Annotated in this window: 19 protein-coding genes; 10 read left to right on the top strand and 9 right to left on the bottom strand. The window is 55.1% G+C overall.

All coding sequences use genetic code 11. The features are described 5' to 3' along the window. The first annotated feature begins 180 nt into the window (after nt 1-180). From ppk2 to ACUY4Q_RS11545, 3 genes are all read left to right on the top strand, one after another. Nucleotides 181-999 (top strand): polyphosphate kinase 2, encoded by an 819-nt coding sequence (gene ppk2 / locus ACUY4Q_RS11555; protein ID WP_458047152.1) that lies wholly within the window; start codon nt 181-183, stop codon nt 997-999. A gap of 179 nt (nt 1000-1178) precedes the next feature. Then, nucleotides 1179-1355: a hypothetical protein gene (locus tag ACUY4Q_RS11550; protein ID WP_458047151.1), complete on the top strand. Its 177-nt coding sequence runs from the start codon at nt 1179-1181 to the stop codon at nt 1353-1355. Nucleotides 1356-1363: 8 nt separating this feature from the next. After that, on the top strand, nt 1364-1687 hold the full coding sequence (locus ACUY4Q_RS11545; RefSeq protein ID WP_458047150.1) for a CcdB family protein: 324 nt from the start codon (nt 1364-1366) through the stop codon (nt 1685-1687). A gap of 50 nt (nt 1688-1737) precedes the next feature. Here ACUY4Q_RS11545 and fdnI read toward each other — a convergent pair whose 3' ends face one another. From fdnI to fdnG, 3 genes are read right to left on the bottom strand one after another with little or no spacing between them, the layout of a single operon-like run. Continuing rightward, the gene (fdnI, locus tag ACUY4Q_RS11540) at nt 1738-2394 is read right to left on the bottom strand and encodes a formate dehydrogenase-N subunit gamma (protein ID WP_458047149.1); all 657 of its coding nucleotides are present in this window, start codon (nt 2392-2394) and stop codon (nt 1738-1740) included. After that, nucleotides 2387-3271 (bottom strand): formate dehydrogenase subunit beta, encoded by an 885-nt coding sequence (gene fdxH / locus ACUY4Q_RS11535; RefSeq protein WP_458047148.1) that lies wholly within the window; start codon nt 3269-3271, stop codon nt 2387-2389. The genes fdnI and fdxH overlap by 8 nt, the downstream gene beginning before the upstream one ends. 11 nt (nt 3272-3282) lie before the next feature. Next, nucleotides 3283-6330 (bottom strand): formate dehydrogenase-N subunit alpha, encoded by a 3048-nt coding sequence (gene fdnG / locus ACUY4Q_RS11530; RefSeq protein WP_458047147.1) that lies wholly within the window; start codon nt 6328-6330, stop codon nt 3283-3285. Between the two features lie 224 nt (nt 6331-6554). Here fdnG and yddG point away from each other — a divergent pair, with 224 nt between their 5' ends. From yddG to ACUY4Q_RS11515, 3 genes are all read left to right on the top strand, one after another. Further along, complete coding sequence (gene yddG, locus ACUY4Q_RS11525; RefSeq protein ID WP_458047146.1) at nt 6555-7436, top strand: aromatic amino acid DMT transporter YddG; 882 nt, start codon at nt 6555-6557, stop codon at nt 7434-7436. A 65-nt stretch (nt 7437-7501) separates the two neighbouring features. Next, nucleotides 7502-7948, top strand: a complete 447-nt coding sequence (locus ACUY4Q_RS11520; RefSeq protein WP_458047145.1) for an Xre family toxin-antitoxin system antitoxin — start codon at nt 7502-7504, stop codon at nt 7946-7948. Beyond that, complete coding sequence (locus tag ACUY4Q_RS11515) at nt 7948-8424, top strand: RES family NAD+ phosphorylase (RefSeq protein ID WP_458047144.1); 477 nt, start codon at nt 7948-7950, stop codon at nt 8422-8424. The genes ACUY4Q_RS11520 and ACUY4Q_RS11515 overlap by 1 nt, the downstream gene beginning before the upstream one ends. Here the strand turns inward: ACUY4Q_RS11515 and ACUY4Q_RS11510 are convergent. Continuing rightward, nucleotides 8408-9910: a SmvA family efflux MFS transporter gene (locus ACUY4Q_RS11510; protein WP_458047143.1), complete on the bottom strand. Its 1503-nt coding sequence runs from the start codon at nt 9908-9910 to the stop codon at nt 8408-8410. The genes ACUY4Q_RS11515 and ACUY4Q_RS11510 overlap by 17 nt on opposite strands. A 114-nt stretch (nt 9911-10024) precedes the next feature. On the opposite strand from ACUY4Q_RS11510, the gene ACUY4Q_RS11505 reads away from it, so the two are divergent. Then, nucleotides 10025-10615 carry a TetR family transcriptional regulator gene (locus ACUY4Q_RS11505; RefSeq protein WP_458047142.1) on the top strand — a complete coding sequence of 197 codons (591 nt, stop codon included), beginning with the start codon at nt 10025-10027 and terminating at the stop codon, nt 10613-10615. Here the strand turns inward: ACUY4Q_RS11505 and ACUY4Q_RS11500 are convergent. The 4 genes from ACUY4Q_RS11500 to ACUY4Q_RS11485 form a co-directional block, all read right to left on the bottom strand. Next, nucleotides 10597-11439, bottom strand: a complete 843-nt coding sequence (locus tag ACUY4Q_RS11500) for an arylamine N-acetyltransferase (RefSeq protein WP_458047141.1) — start codon at nt 11437-11439, stop codon at nt 10597-10599. The two genes, ACUY4Q_RS11505 and ACUY4Q_RS11500, sit on opposite strands and share 19 nt — an antisense overlap. Before the next feature lie 75 nt (nt 11440-11514). Then, the gene (locus ACUY4Q_RS11495; RefSeq protein WP_458047140.1) at nt 11515-13170 is read right to left on the bottom strand and encodes an ABC transporter permease; all 1656 of its coding nucleotides are present in this window, start codon (nt 13168-13170) and stop codon (nt 11515-11517) included. Nucleotides 13171-13212: 42 nt separating this feature from the next. Continuing rightward, nucleotides 13213-14181 (bottom strand): ABC transporter substrate-binding protein, encoded by a 969-nt coding sequence (locus ACUY4Q_RS11490; RefSeq protein WP_458047139.1) that lies wholly within the window; start codon nt 14179-14181, stop codon nt 13213-13215. Further along, nucleotides 14178-14879 carry an ABC transporter ATP-binding protein gene (locus tag ACUY4Q_RS11485; RefSeq protein WP_458047138.1) on the bottom strand — a complete coding sequence of 234 codons (702 nt, stop codon included), beginning with the start codon at nt 14877-14879 and terminating at the stop codon, nt 14178-14180. The genes ACUY4Q_RS11490 and ACUY4Q_RS11485 overlap by 4 nt, the downstream gene beginning before the upstream one ends. A gap of 244 nt (nt 14880-15123) precedes the next feature. Here ACUY4Q_RS11485 and ACUY4Q_RS11480 point away from each other — a divergent pair, with 244 nt between their 5' ends. Beyond that, entirely contained in the window at nt 15124-16929 is a 1806-nt protein-coding gene (locus ACUY4Q_RS11480; RefSeq protein ID WP_458047137.1) for a diguanylate cyclase, read from the top strand. Nucleotides 16930-16974: 45 nt separating this feature from the next. Next, nucleotides 16975-17547 carry a flavin reductase family protein gene (locus ACUY4Q_RS11475; RefSeq protein ID WP_458047136.1) on the top strand — a complete coding sequence of 191 codons (573 nt, stop codon included), beginning with the start codon at nt 16975-16977 and terminating at the stop codon, nt 17545-17547. Between the two features lie 517 nt (nt 17548-18064). On the opposite strand, the gene ACUY4Q_RS11470 is transcribed toward ACUY4Q_RS11475, so the two are convergent. Then, a complete protein-coding gene (locus tag ACUY4Q_RS11470; RefSeq protein WP_458047135.1) occupies nt 18065-18892 on the bottom strand; it encodes a helix-turn-helix domain-containing protein in 828 nt (275 codons plus the stop codon). 203 nt (nt 18893-19095) lie between these two features. On the opposite strand from ACUY4Q_RS11470, the gene ACUY4Q_RS11465 reads away from it, so the two are divergent. Continuing rightward, the gene (locus tag ACUY4Q_RS11465) at nt 19096-20667 is read left to right on the top strand and encodes an alpha-L-rhamnosidase-related protein (protein ID WP_458047134.1); all 1572 of its coding nucleotides are present in this window, start codon (nt 19096-19098) and stop codon (nt 20665-20667) included. Nucleotides 20668-20671: the final 4 nt, after the last annotated feature.

Raw genomic sequence — 20671 nt, 5'->3', positions numbered from 1 at the left:
TTTGCAGCACGCATTATCAGCTATTCCCGAAGTGTGAACCAGATCAAATCATCGCCCTGCCTGCTTAATCCATAAAATCGCAACGGATTGTGAATGTCCGACGCTGAACTGCGCGAACCTACTGACTGAGCATTACACTCATTAAGGCATCTCATCATTAATCCGGGTAAGGAAAACGTTATGGGAAAGAAGAATAAGCAAGGTACCCTTCCAGAAGCACCCGCGGCACCGTCACTAAAAAACAAAGAGTACGAGAAAGAGCTACGTCGCCTGCATGTTGAACTGGTCAGGCTGCAACAATGGGTAGTCGCAAAGGGACTCAAGGTTTGTATTGTCTTTGAAGGGCGTGATGGGGCCGGAAAAGGGGGCACCATTAAAGCGATTACCGAGCGTGTTAGCCCCCGCGTTTTTCGTGTCGTCGCCCTGCCTGCACCCACCGAACGTGAAAAGACGCAGCTGTACCTTCAGCGGTACGTGCCCTACCTGCCCGCAGCGGGTGAAATCGTTATTTTTGATCGCAGTTGGTATAACCGGGCGGGTGTGGAGCGCGTCATGGGCTTTTGTACGCCGGAACAGGTGGACAAATTTCTGGAAAGCGCCCCAATGATGGAACGTGCCATTGTCGAATCCGGCATCATTTTGCTGAAATACTGGCTGGAGGTAACGCCCAAAGAGCAAGAGCGCCGCCTGCGTGATCGCATTAATGATGGTCGAAAAATCTGGAAGCTCTCCCCCATGGATATCAAGTCTTTCGACCGCTGGGACGACTACACCGTGGCGCGTGACGCCATGTTTGCCGCTACAGATACGTCGTGGGCACCGTGGTTTATGGCGCGGTCAGAGGATAAAAAGCGCGTACGCCTGAATATTATTACGCACCTGCTCTCGCAGGTTCCTTATGAAAAACTGCCCGTTGAAGCCGTGACCCTCCCCAGGCGTAAAATTGGCAAAGTGAAGCCCACGCATTATCCATTCCGAATCATTCCAGAACCGTTTTAATATCATCCCGAGCCTGCTCTGCATCGTTTTAATAAAGGGATGCAGAGTGCCATTTTAAAATTTGCATATCTTTCATTTTCACTGGAACATGCCTCGTAAAATAAACACTGCCAGGTGAATCAGTATTGTTTTTTATTATTCGCGAGGGATAATGCCTGCACACAAACAGGAGGTGAGCGATGAAAGTAAAAGCACACGATAATAATAGTCTCAATGCCGCTGCGCGCCCGCTAAGCCAGTCGCAGCAGCACTCAGGCCAGAATGACAAAAAATCCGCAGAACATCAGGAATTTATTCGTGAGATGAATGAGTTTGTGGCAAAAGCCGGTTTGTTATCCGATGACCCGTTTTTTTGAGGGCTTTAATGTCTTTCCAGTTTGATGTCTATCGTAACCCCTCTGAAAAAACAAAAGTATTGCAACCCTACATCATGGTCATCCAGCACGATTACTATGATGACTTATCGACGTGTTTAATTGTTCCCTTTGGTTATCGAGGCCATTCGACTCGTTATTATCATCAGGCCACACCTCGGATCAATATTGAATTTCAGTCGCTGTTTATGAATACGCCGGGCATCACTAGCGTGGAAAAAAAGAGACTACGCCGCGAACACTTTGTCTGTAATCTTAAAACAGCGCGGCCAGATCTCATTGCCGCACTGAATGCGCTTATCACCAACACTTAACTCCCTACTACCCGCTCCGATGTCTTACCGGAGCGGGGGAACTATTCGGCTTACTTTATCCCTTCTCTGTTCTCTTTCTGCGCTTCCAGGCGTTCCACCTCACGATACCAGCGCGGATGGTGCTTCTGCGCCCAGCGGCGACTCACCTTTCCTTCTATCATCCCTTTAATCGAGCCTTTGACCCAGAACGCCATATACATATGAATCAGAATGGCGTGGAGCAAAATAATGGCGGAGGTGGCGTGGATCAGCAGGCTATAGCGCACCACCTGTATCGGGAAATAGTGCGCAAACCAGGGCCGCCAGATAATGATCCCGGTGACCAGCAGCACAAAAATCATGCTCATGATGGTCCAGAACATCATCTTTTGCCCCGCATTGTATTTGCCGACCTTCGCAACCTTGTGTTCATTTCCTTTCAGGACTTCAACAATGCCTTTCAGCCAGGGGAGATCCTGCTTGTCGGGAATGTTGTGATGCACAAAGCGTACGAACATCACCATCAGGATGAGGAACACTGCCACTCCAAAGAACGGATGGAGAATGCGCCCCATCTGCGGCGTACCGAAGGTTTCTGTCAGCCATTGCAGCGTCGGAAAGAAGAATGAAATACCTGACAGTGACACCAGGAAAAAGAAGATAACCATCGTCCAGTGACAGGCGCGATCGATAAATGTGGTACGCACAATCATCTTTGACTTATTCATGGTTGTCCTCCTCGTGGTCATCCACTTCTTTGTTTGGACCAATACCGATGTAGTGATACATCAGCCCGGCAAAGGTGGCGATAAACCCGGCCGCGGACAGGGGTTTGAGTATCCCTTTCCACAGGTTGACGGAGGTATCGATCTTCGGGTCCTTTGGCAGGTTGTGGTATAACTCCGGCTGATCGTTATGGTGCAACACATACATGACGTGTGTGCCGCCCACGCCGGCTGGGTTATAAATCCCGGCATGGTCATAACCCCGGGCTTGCAGTTTGTCGACGCGTTGCTGCGCCACCTCCAGCATCTCAGCCTTGGTACCAAAATGAATCGCCCCCGTCGGGCAGGTTTTTACGCAGGCAGGCTCCTGACCCACGCTGACACGGTCAACGCAGAGCGTGCATTTATAAACCCGGTTATCTTCTTTGTTGAGCCGTGGAACATTAAACGGGCAACCCGCAATGCAATAGCCGCAGCCGATGCAGTTGTCCTGTTGGAAATCGACAATGCCGTTGGCGTACTGAATAATCGCCCCGGCGGACGGGCATGCCTTAAGGCAGCCCGGATCCTCGCAGTGCATACAACCATCTTTGCGGATCAGCCACTCCAGCTTGCCGTTCTGCTCGGTTTCGCTAAAACGCATCACCGTCCAGGATTTGGCGCTCAGGTCGGCCGGGTTATCGTATACCCCAACGCAGTGCCCCACCTCGTCACGAATGTCGTTCCATTCCGAACAGGCCACCTGGCAGGCTTTGCAGCCCACGCAGGAGGAGACATCAATCAACTTGGCCACTTCCGCTTTATGATCCCGCGCGCGTGGCGCGGGAGTCATGGCGTTCGTGGCGGAGCGTTTCAAAATGTCCTGTGTTTCCATTGCCATCTCGTCGCTCCTTACGCTTTCTCAATGTTGACCAGAAACGCCTTGTACTCTGGCGTTTGCGAATTGGCATCGCCAACGTTAGGCGTCAGGGTGTTGGCGATATACCCTTTCCGGGCCACACCTTCAAAGCCCCAGTGCAGCGGGATCCCCACGGTTTCTACCTGTTGACCGTTAACGTTGAGCGTTTGCAAGCGGCGGGTAACGACAGCCACCGCGCGAATAAAGCCGCGCTGGCTGCTAACCCTGACGCGATCGCCATTGGCAATCCCTTTTGCTCTCGCCAGGTTTTCGCTGATCTCCACAAACTGTTCCGGCTGAGCGATAGCGTTTAGTCGCGCATGTTTGGTCCAGGTATGAAAATGCTCCGTCAGGCGATAGGTCGTGCCAACGTAAGGGAATTTATCCTTCTTACCCAGGCGGACCGCATCTTCCTTGTACACACGCACAACAGGGCTGGAAACCACGTTCGGATGCAGCGGATTGGTGCCGAGCGGCGTTTCCACGGGTTCGTAATGTTCCGGGAAGGGGCCTTCCGCCAGTTTATCGAGCGCAAACAGACGCCCCAGACCTTCCGGTTGCATGATAAACGGCCCGGTGTTGCTGCCCGGCGGCGAAGTGTTGAAGTCCGGGATATCGTTACCCGCCCATTTCGTTCCCGTCCACTGGATCAGCATCCGTTTCGGATCCCATGGCTTGCCATTAATATCGGCTGACGCACGGTTATACAGAATGCGGCGGTTCATTGGCCACGCCCATGACCAGCCGAGCGTATTACCAAGGCCGGACGGATCGGCGTTATCACGGTTAGCCATCTGGTTGCCCTGCTCGGTCCAGCTTCCGGTGTAGATCCAGCAAGACGATGCCGTGGTGCCGTCATCACGTAGTTGGGCGAAGCTGCTCAGCAACTGGCCTTTCTTCGCGATCGGCACGCCGTTGGCATCATAGAGATCTGCCAGCGCAACGCCGTTGTTCTCTTTTGCCACTTCTTCCGACTCCGGGTGATCCGGCTGTTTGTAATTCCAGCTCATTCGCAGCAGCGGTTCGACACCCTTTCCGCCCTCGGTGCGATACATCTCGCGCAGGCGATGGTAAATCCCGGCCAGGATCTCGCCGTCATTACGCGCCTCACCCGGTGCATCCTGACCTTTCCAGTGCCACTGCAGCCAGCGACCGGAGTTGGCGATGGAGCCGTCTTCTTCCGCAAAGCAGGTCGACGGCAAACGAAATACCTCAGTCTGAATCGAGGCGGTATCCACATCGTTCATCTCGCCGTGGTTTTGCCAGAAATGGGACGTTTCAGTGACCAGCGGGTCAATCACCACCATATACTTCAGCTTGCTCAGACTGGCGACGACCTTATTTTTGTCCGGGAACGACGCCACCGGGTTAAAACCCTGGCAGATATAGCCTGTGACCTGCCCTTTCTCCATCATGTTGAAGTACTTGATAACGTCATAGGATTGATCCCACTTCGGCAGCCAGTGATAGCCCCAGTCGTTCTCCTTCTGTGCCGCATCGCCATAGAAGGATTTCATCAGGCTGACGAAGAATTTCGGATAGTTGCTCCAGTAGTTCACCTGGTCAGGTAGCGTCGCTTTTGGCGTATTCGCCGTCAGATAGCTTTGCAGGTCTGCCTGTTTCTCGGACGGCAGCGTCAGATAGCCGGTCAGGCTGGTCGACAGCAGGCCGAGATCGGTCAGGCCCTGAATGTTGGAGTGACCCCGCAGAGCGTTTACCCCGCCACCGGCCATGCCCATGTTGCCGAGCAGCAGCTGGATCATCGCCATGGTACGGATGTTCTGCGCGCCCACGGTGTGTTGCGTCCAGCCCAGCGCATACAGGAAAGTGGTGGTTCTGTCTGCGGCGCTGGTGGAGGCCAGCACGCCACACACTTTCAGGAAATCGGCTTTCGGCGTGCCACAGATGTTCTCCACGACCTCCGGCGTATAGCGCGAGACGTGCTGTTTCAGCAGGTTCCACACGCAGCGCGGGTGAGTGAGCGATTCATCGCGTTTGGCATAACCGTTCTCATCGAACTGATAGTGCCAGGAGGATTTATCGTACTGGCGTTTTTGCGCGTCATAACCGCTGAACAGCCCATCATCGAAAGCAAAATCGTCCCGCACCAGCAGGCCGGCGTTGGTGTAGTGTTTAACGTACTCGGCGTTTATTTTGTTATTTTCGATCAGGTACAGCAGCACGCCCGACAGGAAGGTAATGTCGGTCCCAGAGCGGATCGGCGCATAGATATCCGCCACCGACGCCGTGCGCGTAAAGCGCGGGTCGACGACAATCAGCGTCGCATCGTTGTTGTTTTTGGCTTCCATCGCCCAGCGGAACCCCACCGGATGGGCTTCAGCGGCGTTACCGCCCATTACCATCACGACGTTGGCATTTTTGATATCAACCCAGTGGTTGGTCATCGCACCGCGACCAAATGTTGGAGCAAGACTTGCTACCGTTGGTCCGTGTCAGACGCGCGCCTGGTTGTCTACCGCCAGCATGCCGAGTGAGCGCACAAATTTCTGCGTCAGCATGCCGGTCTCATTGCTCGCAGCGGACGCACATAACATGCCGGTGGAAAGCCAGCGATTGACCGCCACGCCCTGCGCATTGGTCTCGACGAAGTTAGCATCGCGGTCGGCTTTCATCAGTTTCGCTATGCGATTAAACGCATCATTCCAGGACAGGCGCTGCCATTTGTCAGACCCCGGCGCGCGATATTCCGGGTAACGCAGGCGATTTTCACTGTGAACATAGTCCAGCAGGCCTGCCCCCTTCGGGCAGAGCGCGCCACGGCTTACCGGATGATCGGAATCGCCCTCGATGTGGTAGATCTCGTCTTTTGCGTTCTTTGCGCCATCACCCAGGCTGTACATTAATAATCCACACCCTACTGAACAGTAGGTGCAGGTGTTACGAACTTCTTTTGCGCGAAGTAATTTATAATTACGCGCCTGAGCCAGCGCCATTTTTGGCGCAAAACCCAGTGCGGCGACCGTTGTCCCGGCCATACCCCCCGCGCAGATTTTAAAAAATTGTCTGCGGCTGACGTCCATTGCGTTCCTCGTTATTTTTAAGCAACAACGGCGGGGAAACTAACAGCAATATCCCTGCTGAATTTGCGTCAAATCAATAACGCGATGGACCAACTTCTTAATAGTCACTTTTGTCGGGTTTATATACTTCTTAGTAAGTACGTCTCCATGGGGATTTATTACCCTGCCGCTGTCTTAACGTGCTATACATTTGCCCCTTGCTATATTTTGAGGGGGCCAGAATAATGAATAAAAAACGTGCAACACTGATCGGTCTGATTGCCATCGTGTTGTGGAGCACGATGGTCGGCCTGATACGTGCGGTCAGTGAGGGGCTGGGGGCGGTTGGTGGCGCGGCAATGATCTACACGCTGAGCGGCATTCTGCTTGTGCTCACCGTCGGCTTTCCTGATATTCGCCGTTTCCCTCGCGGGTATTTGCTGGCAGGAAGCATCCTGTTTGTTTGCTATGAACTGTGCCTGGCGCTGTCTTTGGGTTATGCCGGTACCCGTCAGCAGGCTATTGAAGTGGGAATGGTCAATTATCTTTGGCCGAGCATGACCATATTATTCGCGATTCTTTTCAACGGGCAAAAAACCACATTCTGGGTCGTGCCCGGTTTACTTTTAGCCATTGCTGGCGTCAGTTGGGTATTAGGCGGCGAACAGGGAATCAATCTTCACGATATTCGCCAGAATGTACTCTCCAGTCCGCTCAGTTATTCTCTGGCCTTTATCGGGGCATTTATCTGGGCGGCGTATTGCACGGTCACCCGCAAATATGCCAAAGGGTCGAACGGTATTACGCTGTTTATTTTGCTGACCGCTGCGACATTATGGGTGAAATTTCTGCTCAGCGATCACCCCCCGATGCAATTCAGTGTGCCGGCGGTGATTAAACTTGCTTTAACCGCCATCGCCCTTGGGTTTGGCTACGCAGCATGGAATACGGGCATATTACACGGGCATGTTGCGGTACTGGCGGCAGCCTCTTACTTTACCCCGGTGCTCTCGTCAGCACTGGCCGCCGTGGTGTTAAACGCCCCGCTCTCATTTTCTTTCTGGCAGGGTGCGTTTATGGTCTGCGCCGGATCGCTACTCTGCTGGTGGGCCACCCGGGATACCTGACCACAATTGCACCTTCTGTTCATTTGAACTAAAATAATCATCAAATGAACAGGAGGTGTCTCTCTATGCAACTCTATACACCAAATACCCGGGCGATCCCGCACGATTTGCTCAGCATTCTGGGACTGCCCGCAACGGCCATTGCGGCTCACGACAGCATCAGCGAAGGGCTTGATGCCGGCGTGTTGCGTAACATCGCCGGTGCTGTTGCCCTTGATGAAGTCACGCTCTGCCGGATGGCGGGGATTGATCGTAATACTTACCAACGCCGCCTGAACAGCGCAGAAAAGCGCTTTTCCCCGGAGCAAAGCGCCAGAGTATATACGCTTGCCAGGGTTATCAGCGCCGCGCAGGAACTCTTTAACGGTGACAGCGAGCGTATGGCCAGTTGGCTGAACAAACCGGCGAAAGGTTTAGGCGGTAAAAAACCGGCAGAATTGCTCTCCACACCCGCTGGCGCAGACGCGGTGCTGACGTTGATTGGTCGTGTCGAACACGGCGTGATTAACTAATGGAAAACATTACCTTCTGGCGGCTGGTGAAGGAAAAATATGCCGCCACCGCTTTTGACGGCTACGGGGCGAGAACCTTCGGTGGTCGCTGGAATTCACCGGGTCAGGATTGTGTCTATCTGGGCTCATCCAAAGCGCTGTGCGTGCTGGAAACCCTGGTGCATCTGGACATTGAGGATATTACGCAAGGGTACGTTTTTTTAACCCTCAACGTACCGCGCACGCTGGTGGCAACCCTGGATCTCGATGCATTGCCGGAAGACTGGCAGTCCGATCCTGCGCCGGTTTCCACTCAGCATATTGGCGATGACTGGCTGGCCTCCAGCAAAAATGGCCTGGTATTGCGCGTCCCAAGCACCATTACGGGGGAATGGAACGCGCTTTTTAACCCGGAGCATCCGCAGGCGGCGAAGGTGCTCAAAAGCGTCAAATCGGAGCCTTTTACCTTAGATCCCCGTCTTAGTCGGCCATGCTAACCTGTTTTTCTACCCCTTTCAGGCTGAACCAAATCCCCACCGCCAGCAATAAAAGCAGCGTTCCTGCCGTTCCCAGCGCCACGCTGTGTGACGAGATAAAGGCCGTTTTCGCGGCAGACATAACGTCCTGTGCCAGCGGCGATGACACCGTCTGCGCCAACTGAAATGCCTCGCCAATAGATGATGAGGCCTGTGCGGCCTGTTGGCTGCTCAGGCCAGCGGGCAGCAAAATCGATGATGAAAAGCTGCGGGTCAGGATCAACCCAAACAGCGCGATGCCCAACCCCGCCCCCAGCTCATAGCCCATGGTTTCAATCGCTCCTGCGGCAGCGGCTTTTTCTTTAGGCGCCGCCGCCATAATGGCCGCCGTTGAGGAGAGTAACGCGCTGGCGGCACTGAAACCCAACAGGGCCATCAGGATCCAGGCCTGAGTCTGCTCCGTCGAAAAATCCGTCACGGAGAGCCCCAGGAAACTCATTGCACTCAGCGCCATACCGCCTGCTGCGACCTGCCGTAGCCCCAGACGAGTAACTAACATCCCGGCAATCGGACCGCTGAAACCGCTGGCTAACATCACCGGCAGCATAAACAAACCGGCGGCAAACGGAGTGAAACCATGCACAAACTGCAACTCCTGGGCCATCAGCAGTTCAAAGCCCACCAGCGCAACCATGGCGGTGACTGCCATAAGTACGCCAGAGAGGATAATACGATGCGTAAACAGACGCAGATCGATCATCGGCGTCGATGCGGCAAGCTGTTGACGCACAAACGCCATCAGTAGCCCTGCCCCGACAAAAAAGACCGCCGCGACGCCCCCGGCTGCAACACTCCCTTTCAGCGCCGTTTTTGCGCTCCAGACCAGCATCAAAATGGCTGCAATCAGCATCAGTGCCTGTATCAGATTGAGCGGCTGCTGACGTTGACCCGCCTGATGAGGAACGAAACGCGCCGTCAGCGCCATCACCACCAGCACAATGGGCACGTTGACCAGGAACACCGCCCCCCAGTTGAAATGTGCCAGCAACCAGCCGCCAATCAGCGGTCCAAAGGCCGCACCGCCCGAACCTACCGCCGCCCAGACGCCGAGCGCCATATTACGCTGTTCAGCTTTCGCGAAGGTAGTGCGGATCCCGGCAAGGGTTGCAGGCACGATCATGGCCGCACCAATGGCAAGCAAAGCGCGGGAGGCAATCAGTTGTTCAGCGCTGGAGGAAAAGGCCGCGAGCAGTGAAGCGGAACCAAACAGTCCACTTCCGAGCAGCAGCAAACGTTTAAAACCAATACGGTCACCCAGTGCGCCCATTGGCAGCACCATACCCGCCATGACCAGCGAATAGATATCAATAATCCACAGTAATTCGTTGCCGCTTGTCGCAAGCTCCGCACTCAACGTTGGGGAGGCTACATGCAGGACGGTCGCATCGATTGCCACCGGAATGTAGACCAGCACAATAATGACCAGCGTTAACCACTGACGAAACATAACACCCTCTTTGCAATATTGGACACGCGTCCAGAATGGGGATCCTACGGAATGTTGAACAACTGTCCAGCTTTTTGTTAGACTCCGTTCACTCAGCGTTTAAGGGAGCCATGAATGGCTTATCTGAATCGGGATGAGCGACGAGAGCTCATATTACAAGCAGCCATGCGCGTCGCACTCGCCGACGGATTTACCGGCATGACGGTGCGCAGGATAGCCAGCGAAGCTGGCGTGGCGACAGGCCAGGTACACCACCATTTTGCCTCGGGCGGAGAGCTAAAATCCCAGGCGTTTGTACGGGTGATTGCCGACCTGCTGGAGGCGGACGTGCTACCTCACTCTGCAACCTGGCGACAGCGGCTGCACGCCATGCTGGGCAGCAATGAAGGCGGGTTCGATCCTTATATTCATCTGTGGCGGGAAGCGCAGTTATTGGTCAGTAAAGAGGCCGAGCTGAAAGGGGCGTATGTTCTGACAATGGAGATGTGGCACAAGAAGGTGCTGGAGATTATTCACGCCGGTGTGGCGGCTCGGGAATTTACACCCGCGGATACAGCGGAAAACATCGCCTGGCGCTTAATTGCCCTCGTCTGCGGGCTGGATGGTATCTACGTGCTCGGTATGCCAGATGTCGACGATGTGGCCTTCGACCGACATCTGGATGCCATGATTTCTCGCGAACTGTTTTACTTGCCGTCGCCGTGAAGATTAAAACGTGACATTGTCACCTCCAGATCTTTCACGCTGAAGCCGTATTGCGGGTCGCTCGTGCCCAAACCAAAGCGCTGTTCCAGCAAAGCATGCAGGGCCTGCGCGTCTGGCGCAACCACCTCCTCGGTGACATGACCATCTTTCCAGGCCGTGAAGTGATAGTTGGTCAGCGTCAGTTTTACGCCATCGGGCAGATGGCGGCACATCAACAAGTGATGGCGGAAATGCGACTGCGGCCAGTGAGCTGAGTGGAAATTACCCATCACAAAATCGGCCTGATACTGCTGCCCCATTTCAAACTGGTACATCGACTGCCATTTGTCATGATGGCGGAACTGCAAAATCCAGTCCGGCCCCGCCTGCTGCAAGCGATAAAGACCATGCGGCGTTTTTTGCTCAATGTCTGCCACCAGGCGCACCGGCGCGGTCAGGGTTTGCCCCCCAAAACCCACATCCGCCAGCCACTGCTCATCATTAAGCGTGACAAGCAGCACGCGGTGGGTTCGCGGCGGCATTTGCGCCGGGTTGGATAACACCACCCGGCCCAGCAGACTACGAACGTTAAAGCCTGTCTCACGCAGCACACGTTCGAAGAGACCATTTTGTTCGAAGCAGTAACCACCGCGACGGGCAACCACCAGTTTGTTAAAGATCGCGTCATCAGTCAGTTCAATTTCGCGTGGCAATACAACGTCCACGTTCTCAAAAGGTATCGCGGCGTTGTGGTGTAAATGCAAAGACCGCAAGGTGTCGATGTTCACATCAGGCTGTGCGGTAAAATCAACACGGGCGAAATAAGCGTCCAAAAAAGGGGTCATGACCAGCTCCTGCAATAGATGTCCTTCTGTTATAACGCATTTTTTCTGCCCGACAGGCGATTTTGTGCGCTGCATTTAGCGTTGTGTGCCACGCTGCATAATCGCCAGCGCAGTGAGCATCAACACCAGACCGGTAATGAGCGTTAGCGTGGCCATTGCCATCCCCTGTCCTACCGATCCCTGCTCAAACTGGCGCCAGATAAAGACCGCGACGGTCTGGGTTCCGGCAGGCGCCAGCAGCAGCGATGTCACCAGCTCACGCGAGGCGATAGCGAACACCATCAACATGGCGGCCAACATGGCCGGAAAGACCAGCGGCAGCACAATAAAACGTAAAGCCTGGAAGGCGCTGGCACCGTGAACGCGCGCAGCGGGTTCCAGATTCCCCCCCAACTGGCGCAACGCACTACTGACATAGCGCACCGGCCAGGGCAGCAACAGGCAGCAATAAGAGAGCAGTAAAATAGCCCAGGTGTTATACGGAGAGACCGGCCAGAAGGTGCGGTTCCACAACAGAATTAACCCTACGCCAACCACAATCCCCGGCAGCGCCGCAGGCATAAGGGACAGTGCATCAATGACCCGTCGCCCTTTGATTTTCTGCACCACAACCAGCCAGGCGGCCACCAGACCCACAAAGCCGGTAATCAGCGCTGAGCCAAAGGCCAGTGATAAACTGGTTCCGAGCGCCGTTAATGCATCCCCCTGCTGGGCAAAGAGCGCGCTGTAATGGGCCGTGGTCGCATTCGCCAGCGATAAGCCCCCCGAGAGCGTGGACATCACGCCGGTTACCGCCATCGATAATCCAGGTACCACGACGGCGAGAAAGCCGACGAAAGCCATTGCCAGCACGACCGGCACGGCAGCGACACCGAGTGTTGCCCCCGTATTTTCCGTCGGTTTACCGGTTACGCTGGTCACCTCTTTCCCCCCCGTCAGCTTGCCCTGTAACCACCAGGCGCAGAGCGCAATGACAATCAGAATGAGGGAGAGCATTGACGCGCCCGGCAGATCAATCGGCCAGTCCGCCAGCCGTTTTTCAATGCCGACGGTCAGCATCACGACACCAGAGCGCGTCCCTAACGCGGCAGGAACGCCGTACTCTTCAATCGCCAGGGTAAAGGCCAACAGCATGCCAGCCGCCAGTGACGGCGACAGCATTGGCAGCGTCACATGAATAAATGCCCGCCACGGTGTTGCCCCGTGGACCCGGGCAACCAGCGCCAGTCGCTGCCCGCTGGCAAGCAGGCTACGTGAGACGGCGAAATAGACCACCGGGAAAATGTTCAGCGTCATCACCAGCACAATCCCGCTCTTACTGAACAGCAAGGCATTGAGATCGAAGCCCAGCAGTTGCGCCAGATAGCCGTTGGTTTGCAGCACCAGCATCCATGAGAGTGCGGCAATATAGGGCGGGGTTAAAAAGGGAATGAGGAACAGGAGATCCCAGAGTTTTGGGCACGGTAAATTAAACAACCCGCGTGCAACCCCCAGCGGCAGGCCGATACAGGCGCTCAGCAACGCAACGCCTGCGGCAATTTGTAATGTGCCAATAAACATGGCCGGAAGCTGAGGTTCAGAAAACAGGGGGCCGACGCCGGTAAAAGCCCCTTCCAGCGATCCGGCGATGAAATGGGGGAACACGGCCTGCAGGACAATAAAGAAAAGCGGTAAGGCGACCAGAATCACCAGAATGGCGACGGTCACCCCCGAGAGAAGTCGTTGGTTCACAGCGGCGTTCCAAAAGACGGGGCGGCCCCCGTCTGGTGATGATTACTGGGCGAAGAGCGTATTAAAACGCTTGAGGATATCGGCGCGCTCGCTGGTGCCGTCATTTTTGGTTGGCAGTACGTTCAACTCGGTAAACAGCGGACGTTTTGCCTGCACGTCGGTACGGGCGGGCATTAACCAGGCATCGGCCACCATTTTCTGCCCTTCTGGGGACAGCACATAATCAACGAAGGCTTTCGCATCGGCTTCATGCTGGGTGGTTTTGAGGATCATCATCGGACGCGGCGCGATCACGGTACCGCTGGCCGGGAAAATCACCTTCAGAGATTCCCCCTGCTCTATGTTGCCGTAGGTCACGTAATCTACCGCGCCAAAGACCGCTGCTTTCGCGCCCTGCATCACCGGCGTCACCGCCTGCGCGTTCGGGCCGCTGACGACCATGCCGTTTTTCTTCAACTCATCAAACAGCGCCCAGGCTTTGTCGCCCATGCCGTTTTGCAGGCCGATCAGCAAATCCAGAGAGGCACCGGAAAGCGCCGGGTCCGGGGTGGTCACTTTGTCTTTGAATGCCGGCGCGGTGAGATCTTTCCACTCTTTCGGCTCTGGCGTGCCGCTCTTGGTGTTCCAGACAATGCCCAGCGCGGAGATGCCCTGAGCAACATAATCAGCACTCTTCAAGGTATCCGGCACGTTGCCCGCGTTAGCACTTTGATACGGCAGCAGCCAGCCACGGTTGTGCAGATCTTCTGCGGTATCCCATGAGGCAGAGATCAGAATATCGGCCTGCGGATTGGCTTGTTCAGCTTCCAGACGGGCCATGACTTTGCCGGTGGTGGCCTGGAAAATATCCACTTTCACGCCGGTTTTCTTCTCAAAACCGCTGGCAAGACCTTTCGCCAGAGAACCTGGGCCTGCGGTATAAACGGTCAGCGCATGTGCGCTGGACATCATGACAGACGATAACACCATGGCTAACGCAACTCCTTTCTTCACGGACAGTCTGGCTTTCATGCAATTTCCCCTGAGGATGATGTAACAGAACGAATAGCGTCTACCCGACCGGCAGACAAATGAACAATACGGTCAGCGAGGATCTCGGCTTCGCGGCGATCGTGGGTGACATAAACGGCGGTAATACCAAGCTGGCGAAGCAGTGTGGCCATGTCGCGGCACAACGATTCGCGCAGTTCGCTGTCAAGATTGGAAAGCGGTTCATCAAACAACAACACCCGCGGTTCGGCGACAATCGCCCGCGCCAGCGCCACGCGCTGCTGTTGACCACCGGAAAGCCCGGAGGGTTTGCGTTTCGCAAACTCGCTAAGACCGACGCGCGCTAATGCCGCAGCGACGCGGCTTTCCCGTTCACCACGCGGCACATTGCGCATTCTGAGCGGAAAGGCGACGTTCTCGTCGACGGTCATGTGCGGCCAGAGCGCGTAATCCTGGAAGACCATGCCGATATCGCGGGCTTCTGGCGGCATTGCCCATCCGGCCTTCGCCACCAGACGTGAGCCAAAGGTAATGGTGCCGTTCGCAGGCAGTGTTAATCCTGCCAGCAAACGCAGCAAGGTACTTTTGCCGCAGCCGGAGGGGCCGAGCAGTGCCACGATGGTGCCAGCGGGGATCTGGAGATCGATCTGATCGAGTACGGTATGCGTACCAAAAGCGTACGAGACACCGTCAAGGCGGATTTCGGTAGATGCGTCCATTAGCGCTCTCCCACAATGAGAGAGCGTCCAACACCCATGGGCTTTCGCCGACGGGCCGCATCCACCTGCACATAAGTCAGGGGAGCAAACATATTGTTATCCTCTTTGGGATTTGCTGCCGCCGACTATAGGCAGGAAATGTGACGTATAAATTACGTTTATGTTGCGGCTTGATTTATAAGGAAGAGTGGTAAACGCTTAGAAGATCGTTCCTTCCATTTCCTTAATGAAAAAAGGTGATTACGTGCGTATCGCAACAATCACGAATTTTGCCTACATTTCCACCGTCGTTTTGACCCTGGCCTCGGGTGTGGCGCTATTTACGGCGTCTAATGCGGAACGCGCAGAACGCCAGGCTATCGCACACAGTCGTGTCTCCGACACGCTGGTTGATGAACTTGAAAGAGATGCTTATGCCCTGACCGATTTGGCGCGTGTTGCTGTGGTCCGCCGTCAGCCGGAGCAGATCGATGCCTGGCGACAGCAGTTGGATGCAGACATCAAGCTCGAAGACCGCCTGGTACAGTTGAGAGACCGGGATGCCACCACCGACGAAATTTTAATTCTGCGTGACGGGCTTAAAGTGCTCAGAGAACTGGAAGATGAACAACGTCAGGCGATAGAGGCGGTAGAACTCGGGAAAGCGAACGAAGCGATAGAGATTGTCTTTGGTCAACAATATGAGGACCAACTGGGCCAGGCCGAATACCGTTTTGCCCATTTCCGCAGTCTGTCAGACCAGCGCACGGACTCGGTGATTGCTGAAGCGACGCAGTTATCTCAGCGCTTGCGCACCCTGTCTGAAGTGATGGTGGGCCTGACCGCCCTGCTTTTCCTGTTCGTGCTGGGCTTTATCATCAAACACCGCATTTTGCGGCCGGTGGTTACCTTGAGTGATGTGGTCAACCGGCTGGCAACCCAGGATTACGCCGTGGAAACACCGGTGCTGGCGCAGGTGGATGAAATTGGAGACATGGCGCAGGCTATCCACATATTCCGTGAAAACGGTCTCGCACGGCAGCGGCTGGAGCAAGAGCGCGATGCCGAATGGGCCTCACGCACCCTGCTTGCGCGTATGACTCAACGCCTGCAAGGCTGTGATTCCTACTCTGCCATTATTCGCGTGGTGAGCCGTTTTGCTCCGCGGATTATTCCGGACATGGGAGGACGGCTCTACATTCTCGATACCCGCACGAACCGAATGAAATCGGCTGCCCGCTGGCTGTTGCCGCCAGGTGACGATGCGCCCTTCACGCCAGACGCCTGCTGGGCACTGAAACGCGGCCAATTGCATTGCCCTTCCCGTGACTCGGTGGATATGCCTTGTGATCACATTGTGCCGGAGATTGCCGCCCGCGCCATTTGTGTTCCGCTCATTGCGCAAAACAAAACCATTGGGCTGTTAACCTTTGATCAACCTGACCAGGATAAAGAGCCGCCCTACGCTTATCTGGAACTGATGGCGGAAACCCTCGCACTGGCACTGGCCAACCAGGGGCTGCGGGATACGCTTACCGAAAAAGCCGCCCATGATCCGCTTACCGGTCTGCGTAATCGCCTAAATCTGGAAGAGACCTTGCGCGCGATGATCGATCTGGCGATGAGCAATAACAGCTGCCTGAGCTGCCTGATGCTGGACATTGATTATTTCAAAAAGCTCAATGACAGCCACGGGCATGAAGCGGGCGATAAAGTGCTGCGTGAAATAGCTCAACTGCTGGTCGAGACGTTGGGCGACCGGGGCACGGCATTCCGCTACGGTGGCGAGGAGTTCCTGATTATGCTGCCTGACACCACGGAGACCGAGGCCCGCAAGCTGGCGGAACAACTTCTCCAGAATGTCATCACCCACCCTATTTTGTATGAATCCCATAATATCGGCCCGGTATCGGTCTCCATCGGTCTGGCAACCTGGCCGCAGCATGCCCGTGCCACCAATTTAATCCGGGCAGCTGACCTTGCGCTCTACCTGGCAAAAGAGCGCGGGCGCGGGCAGATTGTGGTTGCTCGTGCTGGCGGGCCGACAACCTCGGCGGGTGTCGCCTCTTGATAGATGTGCTTTAATGCCAGCGATTATCACTTTAAAGGATCTGTTATGAGCCATTTCCGCCCCGTTGCCCTGGACCACGCCAGTCGCCTGTTAAACCATGGGCCTACCGTGCTTATCACCAGTCGCGACGAACGTATCGACAGGCGTAACGTGATGGCTGCCGCCTGGTCGATGCCGGTTGAGTTCTCTCCGGCACGTATTGCTATTGTGGTGGATAAAAGCGCCTGGTCCCGCGAGTTGATTGAAGGCAGCGGGATGTTTGGCATCGTGGTACCCGGCGTCGCGGCAACAAACTGGACTTACGCTGTCGGCAGCGTCACCGGGCGCGAAGAGGACAAGTTCAACTGCTACGGCATACCGGCCTTTGCCGGGCCGGTGCTTGGATTGCCGGTTATTGAAGAGAAGTGCCTCGCCTGGTTGGAATGTCGCCTCTTACCGCCGACTGCTGCGCTGGAGAAGTACGACACGCTGTTTGGTGAAGTGGTCTCAGCGGCAGCTGATGAGCGGGCATTCGTTAACGGTCACTGGCAGTTCGACGAGGGTCAGCTCAATACCATCCACCATCTGGGCGGCGGCAATTTTGTTACCAGCGGGAGAGCGATTAAAGCGCCGGCATAATCTCTTTCTGCCCTCTCCTCTTAGTCTGAGTAATCCCCAGAAAAAATGCGTGCACAAACGCTCCCCTCGCCCCTGCGGGGAGAGGGCCAGGGTGAGGGGGAAATGCAGCTCTGGTGGTCATTCCGTTCACCTTATGTTCCTTGCTTTTCTATCGCTCCAGAACCCGTGAACGTGCCAGGGTGGTTCACCGCCACCACCCTGGCGACCCGGGCTCCCGGCCAGGAAAATCGCCGCTGGCGCGGTCCACTTAGCGTATTCCTTCAGGCTAATCGGGGGCGGGCGAAGGTAACGTCCGTGTAAAGTCGCCCTCGCCGCGCATCCCTGCGCGTCGCCCCGGCCTTACGGATACGCTTCGTCGATTTTCAGCCGGACCCTGTCATCGCGGCGAATGTTATATTCTCATTACGCCACGGTATCGCTGTAAAACGTAATATTACCAGGGAGGAAACCGTCCGGGCGCGTGGAGAATAGCAACAAACGCCCACGCAGAAGCATGGGCAAAGTACGACGTTAACAATCAGAGGCGAAATATTCGTCTCCGTTCTTCACTGGGCGTAATCCCGAAGACCTTCTTATAAAGCGTGGTGAAGTGGTTGCTGTTGGCAAAGCCGCACATAAATGCGATGTCGGTAATGGTCATATCCGTCTCACGCAGCTTTACTCGGGCGGAAACCAACCTCAGCCGCTTGAGATAACTGTCCGGCGTCAGGCCAGTCGCCTCCTTGATATGACGAAATGCCGTACGGCTGGTCAGGTGAAATTGCTCTGCAAGCTGCGTCCAGTCGTGATCCAAAAAACAGTGCTCCTGCAAGAAATGCAATAACTTGTGCAGCTTGTATTTGGTATTGCTGTACTCCGCTTCCGACTGAGCGTGAAGCATCGTGGTCAACAGCTGAAAAAAGAGTGATTCGCGCAAAGCACGCTTATGGTCGTTAAGCATCGCCGGAGAAAATATTTTTTCGATAAGGGATTTACAGTGCGCCCGACTGTCGGGGGCCAGCCAACCGTACCGCGAGGCATCGTGACCGGAAAATGACTGTAATAGTGGCTCGATGCCGGATAAATAACCGAAATTAACCCTTGGGTTAATCAGGATATTAATCAGCTTAAGCGTTCCCAACTCATCATAAAAATGGAAATCGGCCCCGCTAACAAAAAATACATCTCCCTGCTGAATGTACATAGGCTTGCCATTAATAACATGTAAACCATGTCCCTCTTCAACAATAACCAGTTCACCAAATTCATGGCAATGCTCGCAGCCATTATCTTCCGGATCGCTGGAATAAAGAGCGAGTTTGCTGTCAGGTGTGGGGAAATAATAGTCAATCGTCAGTGTGTTCATTCAGGTTACCGGAAATATGCTTCACGCACCCTGAACATATTACAACGCCAGGGTGAGAACGAATCCTGTTTCATAAATTGTGATCGCAGGCTTTAGTACCACACTGTCACTGCCATTTTTCTATGGATATTGGCATTGCGGGAGTGGCTGGCCGGGAAGCACAGATTCTATTCTGCATTCATCATGAATACAGAGGATGCAGAATGACCCAGGCACTACAACAAAACCCCGGCATGAAGATGGTGCGCCACGCACATTTTCTGGAGACCGCCGCCGCACTAAAGCCGCATTTACATAGCCAACGTCGCCAGCCCGCAAGGCTGGTCACCGCGCAGGCCGATGCCAGTACGCTTCATGGCTGGCGGGCGCAGGAGAGCGGCACGCCTGCTGAGTTATACGCCCGTGAATGGCAAAGCGGTGATAGCGTCATCGTTGATTTCGGCACCCACTGCGTCGGCTATCTCTCCCTTGCCTGCCATGCGGCAGGCAGCCCGCCCGATGCTCCCGCTCACCTGCGCCTGACCTTTGGCGAAACGCTCTGCGAAGTGGCCGAGCCTTTTAGCGATTATCAGGGCTGGTTATGCAGCAGTTGGTTGCAGCAACATGATCACTATATCGATGAATTCCCCGCTTCGCTGACGCTGCCCCGCCGTTACTGTTTTCGCTATCTCAAAATAGAGGTGGTGGCGGTGTCGCGTAAGTACCGTCTATGCCTCGACGATATCAGCGTAAACACGGTCAGTTCCGCCCCTGAAAGCTGCCCGCCCTGCCTGACCCAGGATCCGCTGCTGCGCAAGATTGATGAAGTCTCCGTCCTGACGCTGCGTAACTGTATGCAGGATGTCTTTGAAGATGGGCCGAAGCGCGATCGTCGCCTGTGGCTGGGCGATCTGCGACTGCAGGCGCTGGTCAATGATGTGACCTTTGCCGAGCACGATCCGGTGCGCCGCTGTCTTTACCTCTTCGCCGGAAACACCCGCGAAGATGGCATGCTGGCAGCCAATATCTTCGTGCAACCGGAGGTGATCGCGGACGACACCTTCCTGTTCGACTATGCGCTGTTTTTTATCGACGTGCTGCACAACTACCTCAGCAGTTCCGGTGACGAGCTAACCGCGCGCGAGTTGTGGCCTACCGCCTGGCGGCAGGTGGAGCTGGCGCTTGAACGCTGCGATGCAAGCGGCCTTGTTCGCGACAGCGAAGACTGGTGGTCCTTTATTGACTGGCATGAGGCGCTCAACAAACAGGCGGCATCACAGGGTGTGCTGATCTACTGTCTGGAGCGCGCACGATTGCTGGCACTGCGTTATGACGCCAGCAAAGTGACGGTATTAACCGAGACGCTGTGCAAATTAAAAGCCGCCGCCCTGAGCCATTTATGGGATGAGAAACAGGGTTTTTACGTCAGTGGTGCGGCTAAACAAGTCTCCGTCGCCTCACAGATCTGGCTGGTGCTGGCGGACGTTGGTGAAGCCGGGCAGCAGCGCCGGATAATGGAAAAACTACTGGAAAATTCGCCGGAACCGGGCATGAACACCCCCTATCTTCGCCACCACTTTATTGCCGCACTATTGAAAACCGGCCTACAGCAACAGGCGGTGGATGAGATCAAAACCTACTGGGGGGCAATGGTGGAGCACGGCGCAGATACCTTCTGGGAATTGTTCGACCCCGCCCATCCTGAGTATTCTCCGTACGGCAGCAAATTAATAAATAGCTACTGCCATGCGTGGAGTTGTACCCCGGCCTGGTTTATTCGCCAGTTCGGGCTTTAATCAC

It is taken from the genome of Phytobacter cepae (assembly GCF_054165735.1).
This window is presented reverse-complemented; position numbering and strand designations above follow the sequence as displayed.